The sequence below is a fragment of the Thermus brevis genome, from assembly GCF_026427635.1.
In the GTDB taxonomy this organism is placed as follows: Bacteria; Deinococcota; Deinococci; order Deinococcales; family Thermaceae; genus Thermus; species Thermus antranikianii.
Genome location: NZ_CP102606.1, coordinates 480,663 through 495,468 on the forward strand (window position 1 = coordinate 480,663; position 14,806 = coordinate 495,468).

20 protein-coding genes are annotated in these 14,806 nt (G+C 65.9%); 11 read left to right on the forward strand and 9 right to left on the reverse strand.

The genetic code is table 11. The features are described from left to right. The first annotated feature begins 120 nt into the window (after nucleotides 1-120). A complete protein-coding gene (locus KQ693_RS02725) occupies nucleotides 121-327 on the forward strand; it encodes a cold-shock protein (protein ID WP_015715977.1) in 207 nt (68 codons plus the stop codon). Nucleotides 328-382: 55 nt separating this feature from the next. Beyond that, complete coding sequence (gene surE / locus KQ693_RS02730; RefSeq protein WP_267261856.1) at nucleotides 383-1,132, forward strand: 5'/3'-nucleotidase SurE; 750 nt, start codon at nucleotides 383-385, stop codon at nucleotides 1,130-1,132. Here surE and KQ693_RS02735 read toward each other — a convergent pair. Together KQ693_RS02735 and KQ693_RS02740 are read right to left on the reverse strand one after the other, a co-directional pair. Then, nucleotides 1,080-1,898, reverse strand: coding sequence for an SAM hydrolase/SAM-dependent halogenase family protein (locus KQ693_RS02735; RefSeq protein WP_267261857.1), 819 nt, complete (start codon nucleotides 1,896-1,898; stop codon nucleotides 1,080-1,082). The two genes, surE and KQ693_RS02735, sit on opposite strands and share 53 nt — an antisense overlap. A gap of 64 nt (nucleotides 1,899-1,962) precedes the next feature. Further along, entirely contained in the window at nucleotides 1,963-3,429 is a 1,467-nt protein-coding gene (locus KQ693_RS02740) for a tetratricopeptide repeat protein (RefSeq protein ID WP_267261858.1), read from the reverse strand. Between the two features lie 60 nt (nucleotides 3,430-3,489). Between KQ693_RS02740 and KQ693_RS02745 the strand changes: the two genes are divergently transcribed. Beyond that, nucleotides 3,490-4,191, forward strand: coding sequence for a tetratricopeptide repeat protein (locus tag KQ693_RS02745; protein ID WP_267262346.1), 702 nt, complete (start codon nucleotides 3,490-3,492; stop codon nucleotides 4,189-4,191). Nucleotides 4,192-4,230: 39 nt separating this feature from the next. On the opposite strand, the gene KQ693_RS02750 is transcribed toward KQ693_RS02745, so the two are convergent. Next, complete coding sequence (locus KQ693_RS02750) at nucleotides 4,231-4,827, reverse strand: trimeric intracellular cation channel family protein (RefSeq protein WP_267261859.1); 597 nt, start codon at nucleotides 4,825-4,827, stop codon at nucleotides 4,231-4,233. Then, entirely contained in the window at nucleotides 4,820-5,278 is a 459-nt protein-coding gene (gene ispF, locus KQ693_RS02755; protein WP_219758947.1) for a 2-C-methyl-D-erythritol 2,4-cyclodiphosphate synthase, read from the reverse strand. The genes KQ693_RS02750 and ispF overlap by 8 nt, the downstream gene beginning before the upstream one ends. Before the next feature lie 16 nt (nucleotides 5,279-5,294). On the opposite strand from ispF, the gene KQ693_RS02760 reads away from it, so the two are divergent. Together KQ693_RS02760 and KQ693_RS02765 are read left to right on the forward strand one after the other, a co-directional pair. Further along, nucleotides 5,295-5,846 (forward strand): HD domain-containing protein, encoded by a 552-nt coding sequence (locus KQ693_RS02760; RefSeq protein WP_219758948.1) that lies wholly within the window; start codon nucleotides 5,295-5,297, stop codon nucleotides 5,844-5,846. 37 nt (nucleotides 5,847-5,883) lie between these two features. Further along, complete coding sequence (locus KQ693_RS02765) at nucleotides 5,884-6,204, forward strand: FUN14 domain-containing protein (protein ID WP_219758949.1); 321 nt, start codon at nucleotides 5,884-5,886, stop codon at nucleotides 6,202-6,204. Between the two features lie 15 nt (nucleotides 6,205-6,219). Here KQ693_RS02765 and KQ693_RS02770 read toward each other — a convergent pair whose 3' ends face one another. Together KQ693_RS02770 and KQ693_RS02775 are read right to left on the reverse strand one after the other, a co-directional pair. Further along, the gene (locus tag KQ693_RS02770; RefSeq protein WP_267261860.1) at nucleotides 6,220-7,200 is read right to left on the reverse strand and encodes an asparaginase; all 981 of its coding nucleotides are present in this window, start codon (nucleotides 7,198-7,200) and stop codon (nucleotides 6,220-6,222) included. Further along, complete coding sequence (locus KQ693_RS02775; protein ID WP_267261861.1) at nucleotides 7,197-7,478, reverse strand: DUF309 domain-containing protein; 282 nt, start codon at nucleotides 7,476-7,478, stop codon at nucleotides 7,197-7,199. Before KQ693_RS02775 ends, KQ693_RS02770 begins: the two co-directional genes overlap by 4 nt. 22 nt (nucleotides 7,479-7,500) lie before the next feature. Here KQ693_RS02775 and KQ693_RS02780 point away from each other — a divergent pair, with 22 nt between their 5' ends. The 3 genes from KQ693_RS02780 to KQ693_RS02790 are packed head-to-tail and all read left to right on the forward strand — an operon-like array spanning nucleotide 7,501 to nucleotide 9,606. Then, nucleotides 7,501-8,307 (forward strand): ABC transporter substrate-binding protein, encoded by an 807-nt coding sequence (locus KQ693_RS02780; RefSeq protein WP_267261862.1) that lies wholly within the window; start codon nucleotides 7,501-7,503, stop codon nucleotides 8,305-8,307. Next, nucleotides 8,294-8,929 carry an ABC transporter permease gene (locus KQ693_RS02785; RefSeq protein ID WP_019551397.1) on the forward strand — a complete coding sequence of 212 codons (636 nt, stop codon included), beginning with the start codon at nucleotides 8,294-8,296 and terminating at the stop codon, nucleotides 8,927-8,929. Before KQ693_RS02780 ends, KQ693_RS02785 begins: the two co-directional genes overlap by 14 nt. Continuing rightward, on the forward strand, nucleotides 8,926-9,606 hold the full coding sequence (locus tag KQ693_RS02790) for an ATP-binding cassette domain-containing protein (protein WP_267261863.1): 681 nt from the start codon (nucleotides 8,926-8,928) through the stop codon (nucleotides 9,604-9,606). Before KQ693_RS02785 ends, KQ693_RS02790 begins: the two co-directional genes overlap by 4 nt. On the opposite strand, the gene KQ693_RS02795 is transcribed toward KQ693_RS02790, so the two are convergent. Next, nucleotides 9,603-10,112, reverse strand: coding sequence for a ubiquitin-like small modifier protein 1 (locus KQ693_RS02795; RefSeq protein ID WP_219758955.1), 510 nt, complete (start codon nucleotides 10,110-10,112; stop codon nucleotides 9,603-9,605). The genes KQ693_RS02790 and KQ693_RS02795 overlap by 4 nt on opposite strands. Nucleotides 10,113-10,168: 56 nt before the next feature. Further along, on the reverse strand, nucleotides 10,169-11,995 hold the full coding sequence (locus KQ693_RS02800) for an aldehyde ferredoxin oxidoreductase family protein (protein WP_267261864.1): 1,827 nt from the start codon (nucleotides 11,993-11,995) through the stop codon (nucleotides 10,169-10,171). 133 nt (nucleotides 11,996-12,128) lie between these two features. Here KQ693_RS02800 and KQ693_RS02805 point away from each other — a divergent pair, with 133 nt between their 5' ends. Beyond that, entirely contained in the window at nucleotides 12,129-13,070 is a 942-nt protein-coding gene (locus KQ693_RS02805; RefSeq protein ID WP_267261865.1) for a carbohydrate kinase family protein, read from the forward strand. Here KQ693_RS02805 and KQ693_RS02810 read toward each other — a convergent pair. Next, nucleotides 13,026-13,985, reverse strand: a complete 960-nt coding sequence (locus KQ693_RS02810) for a quinone oxidoreductase family protein (protein ID WP_028493609.1) — start codon at nucleotides 13,983-13,985, stop codon at nucleotides 13,026-13,028. The two genes, KQ693_RS02805 and KQ693_RS02810, sit on opposite strands and share 45 nt — an antisense overlap. A gap of 28 nt (nucleotides 13,986-14,013) precedes the next feature. On the opposite strand from KQ693_RS02810, the gene KQ693_RS02815 reads away from it, so the two are divergent. Together KQ693_RS02815 and KQ693_RS02820 are read left to right on the forward strand one after the other, a co-directional pair. Next, on the forward strand, nucleotides 14,014-14,394 hold the full coding sequence (locus KQ693_RS02815) for a HEPN domain-containing protein (protein ID WP_267261866.1): 381 nt from the start codon (nucleotides 14,014-14,016) through the stop codon (nucleotides 14,392-14,394). Further along, the gene (locus KQ693_RS02820) at nucleotides 14,351-14,722 is read left to right on the forward strand and encodes a nucleotidyltransferase domain-containing protein (RefSeq protein WP_267261867.1); all 372 of its coding nucleotides are present in this window, start codon (nucleotides 14,351-14,353) and stop codon (nucleotides 14,720-14,722) included. Before KQ693_RS02815 ends, KQ693_RS02820 begins: the two co-directional genes overlap by 44 nt. The last annotated feature ends 84 nt before the right edge of the window (nucleotides 14,723-14,806 follow it).

Genomic DNA, 14,806 nt, shown 5'->3' on the forward strand with positions numbered 1-14,806 from the left:
CCCAAAGCCTCCCTCAGGCCCCAAGGCCCCTTGCGCTTTGGGGCTTGACTTTTTGGGTAATCCGTGGGATAGTGAAGAGTCCCTGGAAAGCCAGGTGGGTTTTCGGGATGAAGGAGAAGCATGAAGAAGGGTACCGTCAAGTGGTTTAACGCGGAAAAAGGCTACGGGTTCATCCAGCAGGAAGAGGGTCCGGATGTGTTTGTGCACTTCACGGCCATCGAGGCCGAGGGGTTTCGCACCCTGAACGAGGGTGACCGGGTGGAGTTTGAGGTGGAGGCCGGCCGGGGCGGCAAGGGCCCCCAGGCCAAGAAGGTCCGCCGCCTCTAAAGGATCTTTCCGCCCAAAGGCCCCTTCGGGGGCCTTTTTGTTTTAGGCTTAAGCCATGCGCATCCTGGTTTCCAACGACGACGGCATCTTCTCCCCCGGGATCAAGGCCCTGGGCCTGGCCATGCGGGCTTTGGGGGAGGTTTATGTGGTGGCCCCGGATGTGGAACAGTCCGCGGTGGGCCACGGGATCACCGTGAGGCGGCCCCTGCGGTTCAAGCACACCGCCAGCGCGGGCTTCGGGGAGATCCCCGCCTACCGGGTGGACGGCACCCCTGCGGACTGCGTGGTGCTGGGCGTTCACCTTTTGGGCCGGCCCGACCTGGTGGTCTCCGGCATCAACATCGGGGTCAACCTGGGCTTGGACCTCACCCACTCGGGCACGGTGGCTGCGGCTTTGGAGGGTACTTCCTTGGGCATTCCCTCCATCGCCTTCAGCCTGGATACCTCGGGGGAGGAGCTCAACTTCACCCTGGCGGCGGAGTGGGCGGTAAGGATCGCCCGCCTGGTGATGCGAAGGGGGCTTCCCAAGGGGGTTCTCCTCAACGTGAACTTCCCGGCGGGGGTGCCCAAAGGGGTCATGGTTACCCGGCTTTCCACCCACCACTGGGAGGACACCGTGGTAGAGCGCCTGGACCCCGAGGGGAGGCCCTACTACTGGATCGCCGGCACCCCCGTGGGGGAGGAGGAGGAGGGAACCGACCTTCACGCGGTGCGCCACGGGTACATCTCCATCACCCCCGTGAGCCTGGATTTCACGGCGGCAGATCTGTTGGAGGAGGTGGCCCGCTGGGTGGCGGAAGTATGACCACGGGCATCCCCTCCCTTAGCCCCAGGGCTTCCTTGGCGTTTCCCTGGTTGAGGGCGATCTCCAAGAGGCCTGCGCTTCCCAGGTAGGCCACGGCCTCCCCCGCTTCCACCTGGCCGAAGGTTTGGCGGATGGGGATGCGTTTCCCCGCCACCTCCACCACGCCCTCCAAGGGAGCCTCGAGGAGGGTGGTGATGGCGTTGCCGAAGCGGTCAAAGGTGAGGATTTCCCCTTCTGGGCCTGGGGTGAGGGTGAGGGGCAGGCGTATGAGGTCCTGGGCGGGCACCTCCGGTCCAAGCTCCTCCGGAGCCAGCCCTAAGGCCAGGTGGGCTGCGGCGGGGGCGAAGAGGTCGCGGCCGTGGAAGGTGTGGCCCCCCAGGGCCCAGTCCGGCAGGGGGAGGATGCCCTTGGGGCTTGGGGGAGAGATGCAGGTGATCTCGTGGGCTTGGATGGGTGGGTCCAGAAGCCAGGCCAGGGTGAAGAGGCCGTTGTCAGGCCCCACGTAATGGCGCCTTCCTAGGGCGGCGATGGCCCGCCTCTTGGTGCCCACCCCAGGGTCCACCACCGCCAGGACCACCGCCTGTTCCGGCAGGTAGGGGAGGGCCTCAAAAAGGGCGTAGGCAGCCCGGCGCAGGTCCTGGGGGGGTAGGGCGTGGGCCAGGTCCAGGACGGGTACCCCGGGGGCTTTGTCCCGGAGCACCGCCTTGACCACGCCCACGTAGGGGTCCTCGAGGCCAAAATCGGAGAGAAAGAAGACGGGGCGCATCCTGCCCTTAGCCTACGGGGTTTTACCTGGATCCCCACCCTGGCAAAGCCAGGATAGGGCGGCATCAGAAGCTCCGGAGCCAGGCGGCGGGGAAAAGGGCCAGGATCACCCCCGCCACCACCCAGCCCAAGCCCAGGCCCAGGGTGCCCTCTGCCCGCTCCTTGGCCCAGAGGAGGCCTGCCCCCAGGAGGAGGAGAAGGAAGGTGGGCCCGGGCACGGCCACCGCAAAAAGCAAGGCCGTCAGGTAGGGGGAAAGGTCCCGGTACCGTTCCTTAAGGACCAGGGGGACCAGGCCCCGGAAGAAGGGCTCCATGAGGGCTAGGCCCAAAAAGGTGAGGAGGTTTAAGGGGAGGGTGCCTAGCCCCAAGGGCTCCCGGATCCACCCGTAGAGGAAAAGGAGGAAGACCAAGGCCGGCCCCACCCAAAACCCCTCGATCCAGCTGGACCAGGGGCCCAAAAGGGCAGGAAGGCGCTTGCGGAAGGGCCTTTGGAGAAGGAGGCTTGCAAAGAGGAGAAGGCCATAGAAGAGGTAAAAGCTGGGGAGGATCGAGTCTTTCTGGTAAGGGGTGATGAGGGCCAGGGCGTTGGCGAAAAGGGTTTTGCCCAGGAAGGCGGCCAGGAGGAGGGCCAGGAGGAGGGTGCCCAGGAGGGTCAGGTAAAGGCTTCCCGGCCCCGGCAGGGGATCCTCCACCACCTCGAGGGTGCGCAAGGGCTCTATGCGGCTTTCCCCCAGGAGGACCAGGAGCAAAAAGGCCAGGAAGACGAGAAGCCAGGGCCAGGCCTGGGCCAGGAAGCGGGCCGGGAGGTTTTCCAGGGCAGAAAGCTGCTTCAAGGCCGCCTGTCCCTGGGCAAGCTGCCCCTGCCCCAGGTAGGCCAGGGCCAGGAGGGAAAGGGCCTGGCCTTGCAGCCCGGGCTGGGCCGAAAGTTCCGGCAAGAGCCCTTCCAGAATAGGGATGGCCTCCTCGGGCTTCCCCGAGAGGAAGAGGAGGCGGCCTCGCTCCAGCCTTTCCACAAGGGTGGAGCCCAGAAAGGCCAGACCCTCCTGGGGCCTTCCCAGGGCCAGATGGAGCCGGGAAAGCAAAAGGCGCGCCTCGGGGGTGGAGGGCAGGCCTTGGGCCAGCCTCAAGGCTTCCTCGTACTGGCGGAGGGCCTCGAGGGCCATGGCCTGGAGGAGGTTGGCCTCGGGCCCCGGGGGGAGGGAAAGCCTTAGCACCTCGGCGGCCTGGCCCTTTTGCAAAAGTAGCCGGGCGCGAAGGAGCTGGGCCTCCGGCTCATCCCCCAGGCGTCCCAGGTAGCTTTCCGCCTGCGCGAGGTCCCCCCTTTCCAGGTGGATGCGGGCGAGAAGGAGGAGGCTTGGCCGGTGCTCCGGATCGCTGGTGAGGGCCAGCTCGCAGGTGGCCTGGGCGCTTTCCAGTGCCCCTCTTTGGTATAGGCGCTGGCAACGGGCGAAATACTCTTCGGCTCCCTGGGCCAAAGCGGAAGAGAGGAAGTGTAGGCCCAGGAGAACCAGCAATCCCCCAATAAGCCTCATGCCTTCCAGTTTACGCCCTCCCTCTCTTGTACCGGGTATAATCCCCCGCGGGTGAAACCCATGAAGCGCTGGATAACCGTACTTGCCGCGATAGTTTGGGTTGCTGGCCTGGCCCAGGCCCCCCAGGTGTCGGCCCTGGTGGATGCCGGGCGGTTTCAAGAAGCCTACGAGCTGGGCTTGAAACTGGGCACCCCCGAGGCCCTAGCCCTGGCGGCCAAGGGAGCCAGCTTTTACGCCCTTTACCAGGCCAAGCCCGAGGAGAAGCGCACCTGGTTTGAAAAGGCGGAGAAGGCTGCCTCCCAGGCCATCGCCAAGGCTCCGGATTACCCCGAGGGCTACTTTGAGCGGGCCCGGGCCCTGGGGCGGCTTTCCCAGTTCAAGGGGATCCTCGAGGCCCTGGCGGAGGGCTTGGCCCCCAGGATCCGAGGCGACCTGGAGAAGACCTTGAAGCTCAAGCCCGACCATGCCGGGGCCATGGTGGCCCTGGCCCTCTGGCACTTTGAGCTGGTGCAGAAGGGTTGGCTGGTGGCGGCCACCCAGGGGGCGGATGGCTCCAGGGTGGAGCCCCTCATGCAAAAGGCCATAGAGCTGGAGCCGGATGGGATCATCCACCGGGTGGAGTACGCCAAGGTCCTTGCCGCCTGGGGCAAGAAGGAGGAGGCTAGAAAACAGCTGGAAACCGCCCTTTCCCTTCCCGCCAAAACCGCCGCCGACCGCTACGACCAGGAGAGGGCCCGGCAGGAGCTTGCCAAGCTGAGGTAGACCCAAGGAGTTCAGGGGCCGGGCACACCCGGCCTCGTTTTACCTTGGAGTGGGGAGCCTAAGACCAAGCCGCCTTCCGAAGATCCGCAGGAGCACGGTGGCCAGGGTCCCAGCGAAAAGGGCCCCTTCCGGATGGGTGCCGTAGAGGGCGTAGACCACAAGCGCTCCCACCAGAGCAGCGGAGGCGTACAGGTCCCCTGCCCGGTAGAGGATGCCCGGCACCTCTCCGGAGAGCACGTCCCGTAGCACGCCTCCCCCCACCCCTGAGAGGGTGCCCGCCAGGGCTACGCCGAAGGGGCCAAGCCCCGAGGCCAGGCCCCGCTCCGCTCCCAAGGCAGCGAAGAGGCCTAGGCCCAGGGTATCCAGGTAGTAGATGAGCCGTTCCATGGCTTGTACCCTGGGGTGGAAGCGGAAGACAAGAAGCCCCGTGAGGACCACGCTCCACAAGAGGGGTTCGTTGTGCAGGGCCGTTGGGGGAAGGGTGCCTACCAGGACGTCGCGGATGGACCCGCCCCCCACCGCGGTTACCGTGGCCAGCACCAGGACCCCCAGGAGGTCAAATCCCTTCTCTACCCCCTTCAAGGCCCCGGTGGCGGCGAAGACCAGGGTGCCGAGCCAGACCAGGACCTCAACCATCCAAAAGCACCATGGCTCGAGCCTGCACGTGCGCTACCGCCAGGCCCTCCGAGGTCTTGAAGGTGAGGCCGATGCGGTCCAGGGGCAGGCCAAGAAGCCGGGAGAGATTTTCCAGAAGGCCCTGCCGGTAGGGGGAAAGCTTGGGCTGGTCCAGGATGATGGCCAGGCTTACCTGGATCAGCCTTCCCCCCCTTTCCTCGACAAGGCGGAGGGCTTCCTTTAGAAAGACCTCGCTGCGGGCTCCTCGCCACTTGGGGTCGGTGTCGGGGAAAAGGAGGCCGATATCCCCAAGGCCAAAGGCGGAGAGCAAGGCGTCGGTGAGGGCGTGCAGGGGAGCGTCCCCATCCGAGTGGGCCAGGGCCCCGTGGGGGCTTGGAATCAAGAGGCCGCAGAGATAGAGGGGTTTCCCTTCTATAAGGCGGTGGCTATCCTCCCCATAACCTAGGCGCATGGCTATACTTTAGGGCATGCCGAGCTTTGCGGAAGCTCTAGCCCTCATGGAAGCTTGGACGGAAAGCGAGTCCCTGAGACGGCACATGCGGGCGGTGGAGGTGGCCATGCGGGCCTATGCCCGCCGCTTCGGGGAGGACGAGGAGCTTTGGGCCATGGCCGGGGTCCTGCACGACATGGACTACGAGAAGTACCCTGAGGAGCATCCCTACCGGGGGGTGGAGGAGCTGAGGCGCCTGGGCTACCCGGGGGAGGTCTTGGAAGCCATCCTGGGCCACGCCTCTTACACCGGGGTACCCCGCAGGACCCTGATGGCCAAGGCCCTCTTCGCGGTGGACGAGCTTACGGGCTTGATCACCGCCGCGGTCTATGTGCGCCCGGACCGCTCCATCCTGGGCCTGGAGCTTTCCAGCTTGAAGAAAAAGTTTAAGGACAAGGCCTTCGCCAGGGGGGTGAACCGGGAGGAGATCCGGACGGGGGCTGAGGACCTGGGCCTTTCCCTGGACGAGCACATGGCCTTTGTCCTCGAGGCCATGAGGAAGGAAGCGGAACTACTAGGCCTAAAGTAGTTGCCTTCGCCCCCTGTGTTCCGCTAGGGTGGAGGGCGTGGAGCTACCCGACCTAAGCCCTTACCTGGGGCAGGTGACCTTTGGCGGCCTGGCGGGGTATGCGGTGGGCTATGCCCTGAAGAAGGTGGGCCGCCTTCTGGCCGTGGCCCTCGGCCTCCTCTTCGTGGCCGTGCAGCTTTTGGCCCAGGCGGGCTATATCCAGGTGGACTGGACCCGCATCCAAAGGGATGTGGAGCCCCTCCTCCGGCAACCGGGTTTGCAGAGCCTGTGGGAGAGGCTCCTCACCACCCTCACCTACAACCTGCCCTTCGGGGCTAGCTTCGTGGGTGGGTTGATCCTGGGCCTGCGGGCTGGCTAAGGAGCAGGGGACGGCCTAGACCCAGGTGAGTTCCAGGTGGGCCTTCAGATAGCCCACCTGGAGCCCCCGGTAGTTCCTGCGTTCGGGCTGGTCCCAGGGGGTGGGCCCGGGATCCAAGCCCAGGAGCCGGAGGAGGGCCACCACCGCCACCTCCCGGGCCTGGGCCGAGCCGTCCTCCACCTTCAAGGCGATCCCCAGGGGCCCGCGCGGGCTTTCCAGAAGGGCCAGGCCGTAGTAGCCGTCGGCTCCCCGCTTGGCCACCACCGGCAGGTGCTCCATCAGGAGGGTGTCGATGCTCCCGGGTCCTGCCACCAGCTCGGGGTGGCGGCGCATGATCTGCTGCACCTTGCGAAGGGGTTCCCGGTACGCCTCGAGGGCCCTTTCCGGCATCGCCAGGAGGTAAAAGGCCCGGGCAGCCCGGGAAAGAGGTAGGGAAAAGGTGGGGACGCTACACCCGTCGATGGCCAGGAGGGGCTCCACCCCGGAAAGCTCCCTCAGGGTCTTTCGGTTCAGGACCTGGACCGGGTGGTCGGGGTTCTCGTAGCCTTCAGGGCTTGCCCCCAGGGCCAGGCTTGCGGCCAGCATGCCCGCGTGCTTCCCCGAGCAGTTGTGGTGGAGGGGCGTGGGGCTTTGCCCGGCTTCCTCCAGGGCCTTCCGGGCTTCCCTGGAGGAGGGGGGGTGGACCCCACAGACCAGGGCCTCGGGGCCGAGGCCCAGCTTGGTCAAGAAGCCGGAAGCCACCGCCACATGGCGGGGGGTGCCGTCGTGGCTGGCGGTGGCCAGGGCCACTTCCTCCTCCGTGATGCCAAACCGCTCCACGGCTCCCGTGAGGAAGAGGGCCAGGGCCTGGAAAGGCTTGGCCGAGGAGCGCATGTAGGCCCATAACCCAGGGTTTCCCGCATAGGCCAGTAGGCCTTCCGGCCCGTGGATGGCCAGGGAAACCCGGTGCCGGTTTTCCACCTCTTGGCCGCGGTAGGCGTAGACCCAAGCGTTCACGCCCCAAGTCTACGCCGGGCTTCCTCAAGAAGGGGCCGCCAGTCCAGGCCGAGGTGGGGGGAGGGGAAGCCCAGGAGTTTCCCTTCCGCCTTTTTCAGGTTCCTCAGGCCCTCCCGCCCGTTCTTGGCCTGGTGCAGGGCCGCCGCCAGGAGGATGAGCCCCTGCAAAAAGCGCCGCTTCTCTCCTTGCGCCTCCCGCCAGGCTTCCTCTAGGACCTCGTGGGCTTCAAAGTATTGGCCCTCTAGAAAAAGATGCCAGGCCTCACCCAAGGCTTCCACGCCTTAAGGCTAAACTGGGGTCATGCGCTTTGTCCTGGCGCCCTTGCTGCTGGCCCTGGCTTCGGTTCCAGCCCTGGGGCTTAGGCTGGCCACCACCACCAGCGTCTACGACTCGGGGCTTTTGGACCGGCTTTTGCCAGCCTTTGAGAGGGCCACGGGGGTTCGGGTGGAGGTTTTGGCCGTGGGCACGGGGCAGGCCTTGCGGCTGGCCGAGCGTAAGGATGTGGATGCGGTCTTGGTCCATGCCCCGGACCTCGAGGGGGAAGCCTTGAAGCGGGGTATCATTGCCCAGCCCTTCTGCCTGGCCCAGAATAGCTTCCTTCTGGTGGGGCCAAAAAGGGATCCTGCCCGGATCCGGGAGGCGGGGGATGTCCTGGAGGCCTTGCGGCGGATTGCCCGGGCCCAGGCTCCCTTCGTGTCCCGGGGGGATCGCTCGGGCACCCACCTGAAGGAGCTGGAGCTCTGGCGGAAGGCAGGCCTAACCCCCCAAGGAGGCTGGTACCTGGAGTCGGGGGCGGGCATGGGCCAGACGCTGGTTCTGGCGGCGGAGAAGGGAGCCTATACCCTCTCCGACCTGGCCACCTACCTCACCGTGGGCCGCAAACGGGGCCTGGAGGCCCTTTATCAACGGGAGGATCCCCTTCTCCTGAACCAGTACACCTACTACCTGGTGCCTCAGGGGGCGAAGGTCAGTGAGGCGGAGGCCCTGCGCCGCTTCCTGGTCACGGAGGGGGCGGCCCGGTTGGTGGAGGGTTTGCGGGTGGAGGGGACCCCGCTCTTTAAGGCCTTGAGGGGGCGGTGTATCATCCCCAGGGGTGGAGGCCGCTGAGCTTTTGGAGATCTCCTTGCGCAGCCTCTGGGTGGCGGGGCTTGCCACCTTGCTGGCGGCTTTTCCTGCCGTGCCCTTGGGGCTTTGGCTGGCCTTGAAGGGGGGTGGGGGGATTTTCGGGCGGATTCTCCTCTACGCCGGCCTTGCCCTCCCTTCCGTGGTGGTGGGGCTTTTCTTCTACCTCCTCCTTTCCCGCTCGGGACCTTTGGGATCCTTGGGCCTCCTCTATACTCCCTATGCCATGGTGCTGGCGGAGGCGGTCTTGGCCTTTCCCCTCATCGCCGCCTTCGTGCTTTCGGGGGCCAGGGGTAGGGTGGAGGAGGTGCGGCTTTTGGTGAGGAGTCTGGGGGGCAAGGAGGGCCAGGTGCTTCCCACCCTGTTCTGGGAAAGCCGCCGCACCCTGGCCGCTGCCTTGGCCGCTGGCTTCGGCGGGGCCATCAGCGAGGTGGGGGCGGCCACCTTGGTGGGCGGGGATATCCGCCACCACACCCGGGTCCTCACCACGGCCATCGTGGTGGAAACCCGAAAGGGGGAACTGGAAAGCGCCTTGGCCTTGGGATTTATTCTCCTGGGGGTGGCCCTCTTGGTCACCGCCCTGCTGGTTATCCTGGAGCGGGAATGAGTCCGGTTTTGAGGGCCCAGGGGTTGGTCCACCGCTACGGGGATTTTCGCCTCGAGGTTCCCCACCTCGAGGTGCACCCCGGGGAGATCCTGGCGGTGCTGGGGCCTTCGGGAAGCGGCAAGACCTCTCTTCTCCGCCTCCTTGCCGGCCTCCTGTCCCCGGAGGAGGGCCAGGTGGAGGGGAAGTTCCGGGCCTACCTGCCCCAGACCCCACCCCTTCTTCGGCGTAGCGTCCTGGAAAACGCTGCCTTTGGCCTGTTGCTCCGGGGGGTGCCCCGGCGCCAGGCCCTGGCCCGGGCTGCCGGGCTCCTGAAACGGGTGGGTTTGGAGGGCAAGGCCCGTCAGCCTGCCCATCTCCTCTCCGGGGGGGAGGCGGTGCGCCTGGCCCTGGCCAGGACGCTTCTGGTGGAGCCTGCGGCCCTGCTACTGGACGAGCCCACCGCCAGCCTGGACCCCGCCAACACCCTGAAGGTGGAGGCCTTGCTCCAGGAGGCGGCCAGGGGAGGCCAGGGGGTGGTCCTGGCCACCCACGACCTCTTCCAGGTGCGCAGGCTGGCCCATAGGGTGGTCTTCCTCTTCCAGGGCCAGGTGGTGGAGGAGGCTCCTGTGGACCGGTTTTTCCAAAGCCCAAAGGACTCAAGGAGCCAGGCCTTTTTGGAGGGGCGGTTGCTTCCTTAACCGCCCCCCCGGGCTGCCGCCAGGCGGATGCGGCCGAACCAGGCCTCCGCCGCCTCCCCTTCCACCGCCACCTCGATCTGGGGGAGGGAAAGGCTTCCCACCCTTAAGGGTTCCGCCTCGGCGAAGCGCACCCGGGCCCCGGGGAGGGCGTAGACTCCTTCCTCCAACTTCCTCCCGCCCCATTCGCTGAGGTATCTCTCCAAGAGCCAGGTGGGCAAAGCCCCGAAGCGCTGGGCAAAGGTTCCGCCCGCCACCGGGGGGAAGAGGTCCAAGGTGGCTTCCTCCGTCAGGGGGGTGGCAAGCCCGTTTAGGTAGCGCACGTCCCGGCCCTCCAGGAAAACCGAGACCCGCTCGGCTAGGTCCTCGCCTTCAAAGAGCTCCTCCCTCAGGGCCGGGTAGGCCTTAATCAGGGCGTCCAAAACCTCCCCAACCGTCCTTCCCTCCACCTGGACCTGGCCCTTGCCCACCAGGTCCCGGAAGGTGGCGTACAGGTTCACCTTAGGCATAGGAAAAGTGTAAAGGAGACCCGGGGGCGAGGGCCCGGGTCTCCTGGGGGTGCTCCCTAGTCGTCCGCGGCGGCGGACAGAATGCCCAAGGCCTGGAGCTTGGCCGGGGGCACCACCCCCTTATCCCAACCCCGCTCCTGGTAGTATTCCTGCAACATCAGGTCCAGCTCCGTGAGCTGGCCCTTGGAGCCTGCGCAGTCGGAGGGTTCCTTGAGGAAGCGCTCGGGCAGGTAGTCGGAGCCTTCCGCCCAGCCCGCCAGGTTGTTGTAGTAGCGCTCCAGGTTGTAGATGCGTTCCCCGATGAGGAGGATCTCCTCGGGGGTCACGGGCCGGCCCCAGTAGGCGGCAAGCTGCTTGGCGTACTCCTCGGGACCCTCGGCGAACTGGCTGAACTTGCAAAGGTCCAAGGAGTCGGTGAAGGCGGAGAGGTCCTGGAAGAGCTTGGTGAGCTTGCCCTTCCCCTCCCAGGCCAAGGGGTCGGTCTTGTAGGGAACGCCCAGGATCTCCGAGGCGGGGGTGTAGGCCCGGAGGTGGCAGGCCCCCCGGTTGGAGGTGGCGTAGGCGATGCCCATGCCCTTGAGGCCCCGGGGGTCGTAGGCGGGGATGGACTGGCCCTTGACCTCGAGGGAAAGCTCGGGGTGGCCGATGGCCTTGGCAAAGCGGGCCGGGCCTTCCGCCAGGCCGTTCCCCACTCCCCGGCGGTAGGCGATGGCCTCGATGGTGCGGGCCTCGCCCTCCTTGTCCCCAAAGCGGATCCCGTCAGGGCCCTGGTAGTAGCCCTTCTCCGTGGCCTCCATGAGGACGGCGATGGCGTTACCCGTCTCGATGGTGTCCATGCCGTAGGCGTTGCAGAGGTAGATGGCGTACCCGGTCCAGTCGGTGTCGGTGTGGCCGGAGTGGGCCCCCAAGGCCCAGGCGGACTCGTACTCGTAGGATTCGAAGCGGATGGCCTTGCCGTTGATGTGGACCTCCACCATCTTCTTGCAGGCCACAGGGCAGGCGTGGCAGGTGTTGTCCTTGATGAGGCGGTGCTCGCGGATGTACTCCCCGGAGATGGTTTCCACCCCTTCAATGCAGGTGTGCTGGGCGTTGAAGGTGGGCAGGGCCCCCATCACGTTGGTGATGTTCATGAGCACGTTGGTGCCGTAGAGGGAAAGCCCACCCTTCTTGGGGGCGGTCACGTTCTTGGGGTCGTTGATGGTGGCCGAGGCCTGGCGGTCGGCCTCCCGCCAGAGCTCGGGGTCCTTGGGCTGGGGCATGTTCTCCTGCTTGCCCACCACCACGATGGCCTTGAGCTTCTTGCTCCCCGCCACCGCCCCGGTGCCCCCTCGGCCGGCAGCGCGCTCGTCGTTGTTGATCCAGTTGGCGAAGCGGACCAGGTTCTCCCCGGCGGGACCTATGGCCATCACGTCGGCATCCTCCCCGTGGCGTTCCCGCAGGATGCGGTGGGTTTCATGGGTGGTCTTGCCCCATAGGTCCGAGGCATCGTGGATGGTGACCTCCCCATCCTTCACCAGCAGGTAAACGGGTTTATCCGAGGCTCCCTTGATGAGGAGTCCATCAAACCCCGCCCACTTCAGCTTGGCCGCGGTCCAGCCCCCCATGTGGCTATCCGTGACCGTGCCCGTGAGGGGGCTTTTGGTGACCACCGCCAGGCGCCCCGACATCTTGGCCCGAGTGCCGGAAAGGGGGCCATTCATGATGCAGAGGAGGTTATCGGGGCCAAAGGGGTCTACTTTGGGCCCGTTTTCAAACACGTACTTGACCCCTAGACCCCTTCCGCCCACATACATCTCCAGGTCCTTGGGATCGGGGACGAAGTACTCCACCTGGCCTGTCGAGAGGTTAATACGGGCGAGCTTATGGGCATATCCACCGAGCATCCTTTACCTCCTTTTGGGCCAAAGGGAAAGACACCCATTGCCAGGAAGACCACAGACCACTGCCCAGGTTCGGGCGAATTATACCATCCAAACCCCGGAGGAATGTAAAGAAAGTGACAGGCATAATGGAGCCATGCTGGCCCTTTTGGGGGAGGTCCTGGTGGACCTCATTCAGGAAAGCCAAGACCCCTTGCGCCTTAGGGGGGTCCTTGGGGGCTCGGCGCTCAACACCGCCACCACCCTGGCCCGGTTGGGGTTTCCCGTGTGTTTCCTTTCCGAGGTGGGGGAGGACTGGGTTTCCACCTGGAGCGAGGAGGAGATGAAAAGGCGGGGCCTCGAGCTTAGGCTTTTTCGCCATCCCGCCCCCATGCCCCTGGCCCTGGTGCGCCTGGATGCGGAGGGAAATGGGGAGTATAGCTTCCACCGCCCTTTCCACCTGCCCTACCGCCCAGGGCCCGAAAGCCTCCGGGGAGCCAGGGTGTTCCACTTCGGCTCCCTCCTGGCCCTCGAGGATCGCGTGGAGGAAGGCTTGAGCCTCCTTTTGCAGGAAGCGGAGGAGGAGGGAGCCTTGGTTTCCTACGACCCCAACCTCCGGCGTTCCCCTACCCCCAAGGAAAGGAAACGGATAAGAGCCTACCTGGACCGGATAGACCTGCTGAAGCTTTCCCTGGAAGACGCCAGGCTTCTTTTCCCTGAAGACCCCGTGGGGGCGGTGAAGGCTCTAGGTGTACCCCTAAAGGTCCTCACCCTGGGCCGGGAAGGGGCGGTGGCCTTTCTTGGGGAGGAGGCGGTGCGCCTTCCCGGAAAGGCGGTGAGGGTGAAGGATACCGTGGGGGCAGGGGATGCCTTCACCGCAGGGCTCCTGGCCCTTCTTCTCCGAAAGGGCTACGGTAAAGGGAACCTTCCCCGCCTGTCTTTGCCGGACCTAAAGGAGATCCTGGAGGGCGCCATCGCCCTATCCGCCCTGGCCTGCACCGTGCGGGGAGCCTACCTTCCGGAAAGGGGGCTCAGGTCCTGGAAGGCCCGGTACCTAGGGGATGAGGAGGACCTTGCCCGTGGTCTTCCGCCCCTCTAGGGCCTCGTGGGCCTCCCTGGCCTTTTCCAAGGGGAACTCCGCCCCGATGCGCACCCGTAGCCACCCTTCCCGGATGGCCTCAAAGACCTCCCCCGCCCGAAAGAGGAGTTCTTTGCGGGTGGCGGTGTAATGGTGCAGGGTGGGGCGGGTAAGGAAGAGGCTTCCTTTCCGGTTCAGGACCTGGGGGTCAAATGGGGGCACGGGCCCCGAGGACTGGCCGAAGAGGACCAGATAGCCCCTGGGCCTTAAGGCCTCGAGGCTTCCCTCAAAGGTGCTCTGCCCCACCCCGTCATAGACCACGTCCACCCCGCCTCCGGAAAGGGCCTTCACCGCCTGGGCGAAGCCCTCGTAGGGCAGGGCGTAGTCCGCCCCCGCCTCGAGGCAAAGGGCCCGCTTCTCCTCGGTGCTGGCGGTGGCGTAGACCGTGGCCCCCAGCCGCTTGGCCCACTGGATGAGGAGAAGCCCCACCCCCCCGGCCCCCGCATGGACCAGGACCTGATCCCCAGGGCGGACGGGGTAGGTGCTCTTCAGAAGGTAGTGGACGGTCATGCCCTGCAGGAGGCTCGCTGCCGCCAGCTTGGGATCCAACCCTGCGGGCACGGGTACGAGCCTCTCCGCTGGCACCACCTGGTACTGGGCGTAGGCGCCCTGAACGTTGGCGAAGGCCACCCGGTCCCCAGGGCGTACCCCCACCACGCCTTCCCCCACCTTCTCCACCACCCCGGCTCCTTCCTCCCCTAAGGTGAAGGGAAGGGGCATGGGGTAAAGGCCCTTGCGCTTGTAGGTGTCGATGTAGTTGACCCCGATGGCCAACAGCTTCACCAAAACCTCCCCTGGCCCTGGCTCGGGGATGGGGAGGTCCTCGAGGGCCAGGACCTCGGGCCCGCCTGTCTGATGCACCCGTACGGCCTTCATGGGGAACAGTCTACGGTAAACTGGAGGGGTGAATCGGGCTAAGGACTGGCTTCTCCAGGCGGAAAGGGACCTGGAGATGGCTGAGATCGCCCGGAAGGCAGGCCGGCACGAGTGGGCCTGTTTTGCCGCCCAGCAGGCCGCAGAGAAGGCGGTGAAAGCCCTCCACCTCCACCTGGACCAGGAGGCTTGGGGGCATGTGGTGGCCCGGCTTCTCAAGGAGTTACCCTTGGAGGTTCCTCAAGACCTGGTGGAAAAAGCCCGCTACCTGGATGGGCTCTACATACCCACCCGATACCCCAATGCTTTTCCCGAGGGGCCTTCTGCGGAGCACTATGGCCCCTTGCAAAGCCAGGAGGCGGTGCGCTATGCCCGTGAAATCCTTGAGTTCTGCCGTGCTCAGATGGCCTAGCCGGGAGGAAGTGGAAGGTGCCCTTCAGGCCTGGATGGTCCGCCACCCCATCCCCGGCCTCCTGGCCCTGGGCTACTTCGGTTCCTACGCCCGGGGCGACTACGGGGTGGGAAGCGACCTAGATCTCCTTTTAGTGGTGGAGTCCTCTTCTCTTCCTTCCTGGCAACGGGCCCTAACCCTGCCCCTGGAGGAGCTTCCCGTGCCTGCGGAGGCCTTGGTCTATACCCTGGCCGAGTGGCAGGCCCTGCCCGAAAGAAGCCCCCGCTTTGCCGAGACCCTGAGGCGGGAGGTGCACTGGCTCCTTCACCACCCCGCCCTTTTCCCCTAGCCCACCGTGTCCCTAAGCGGTTTGGGCTGCCGCGTTAGGGACTGGCCGGAATCCCCAACCTGGCAGGGCCAGGTTGGGGTGGCG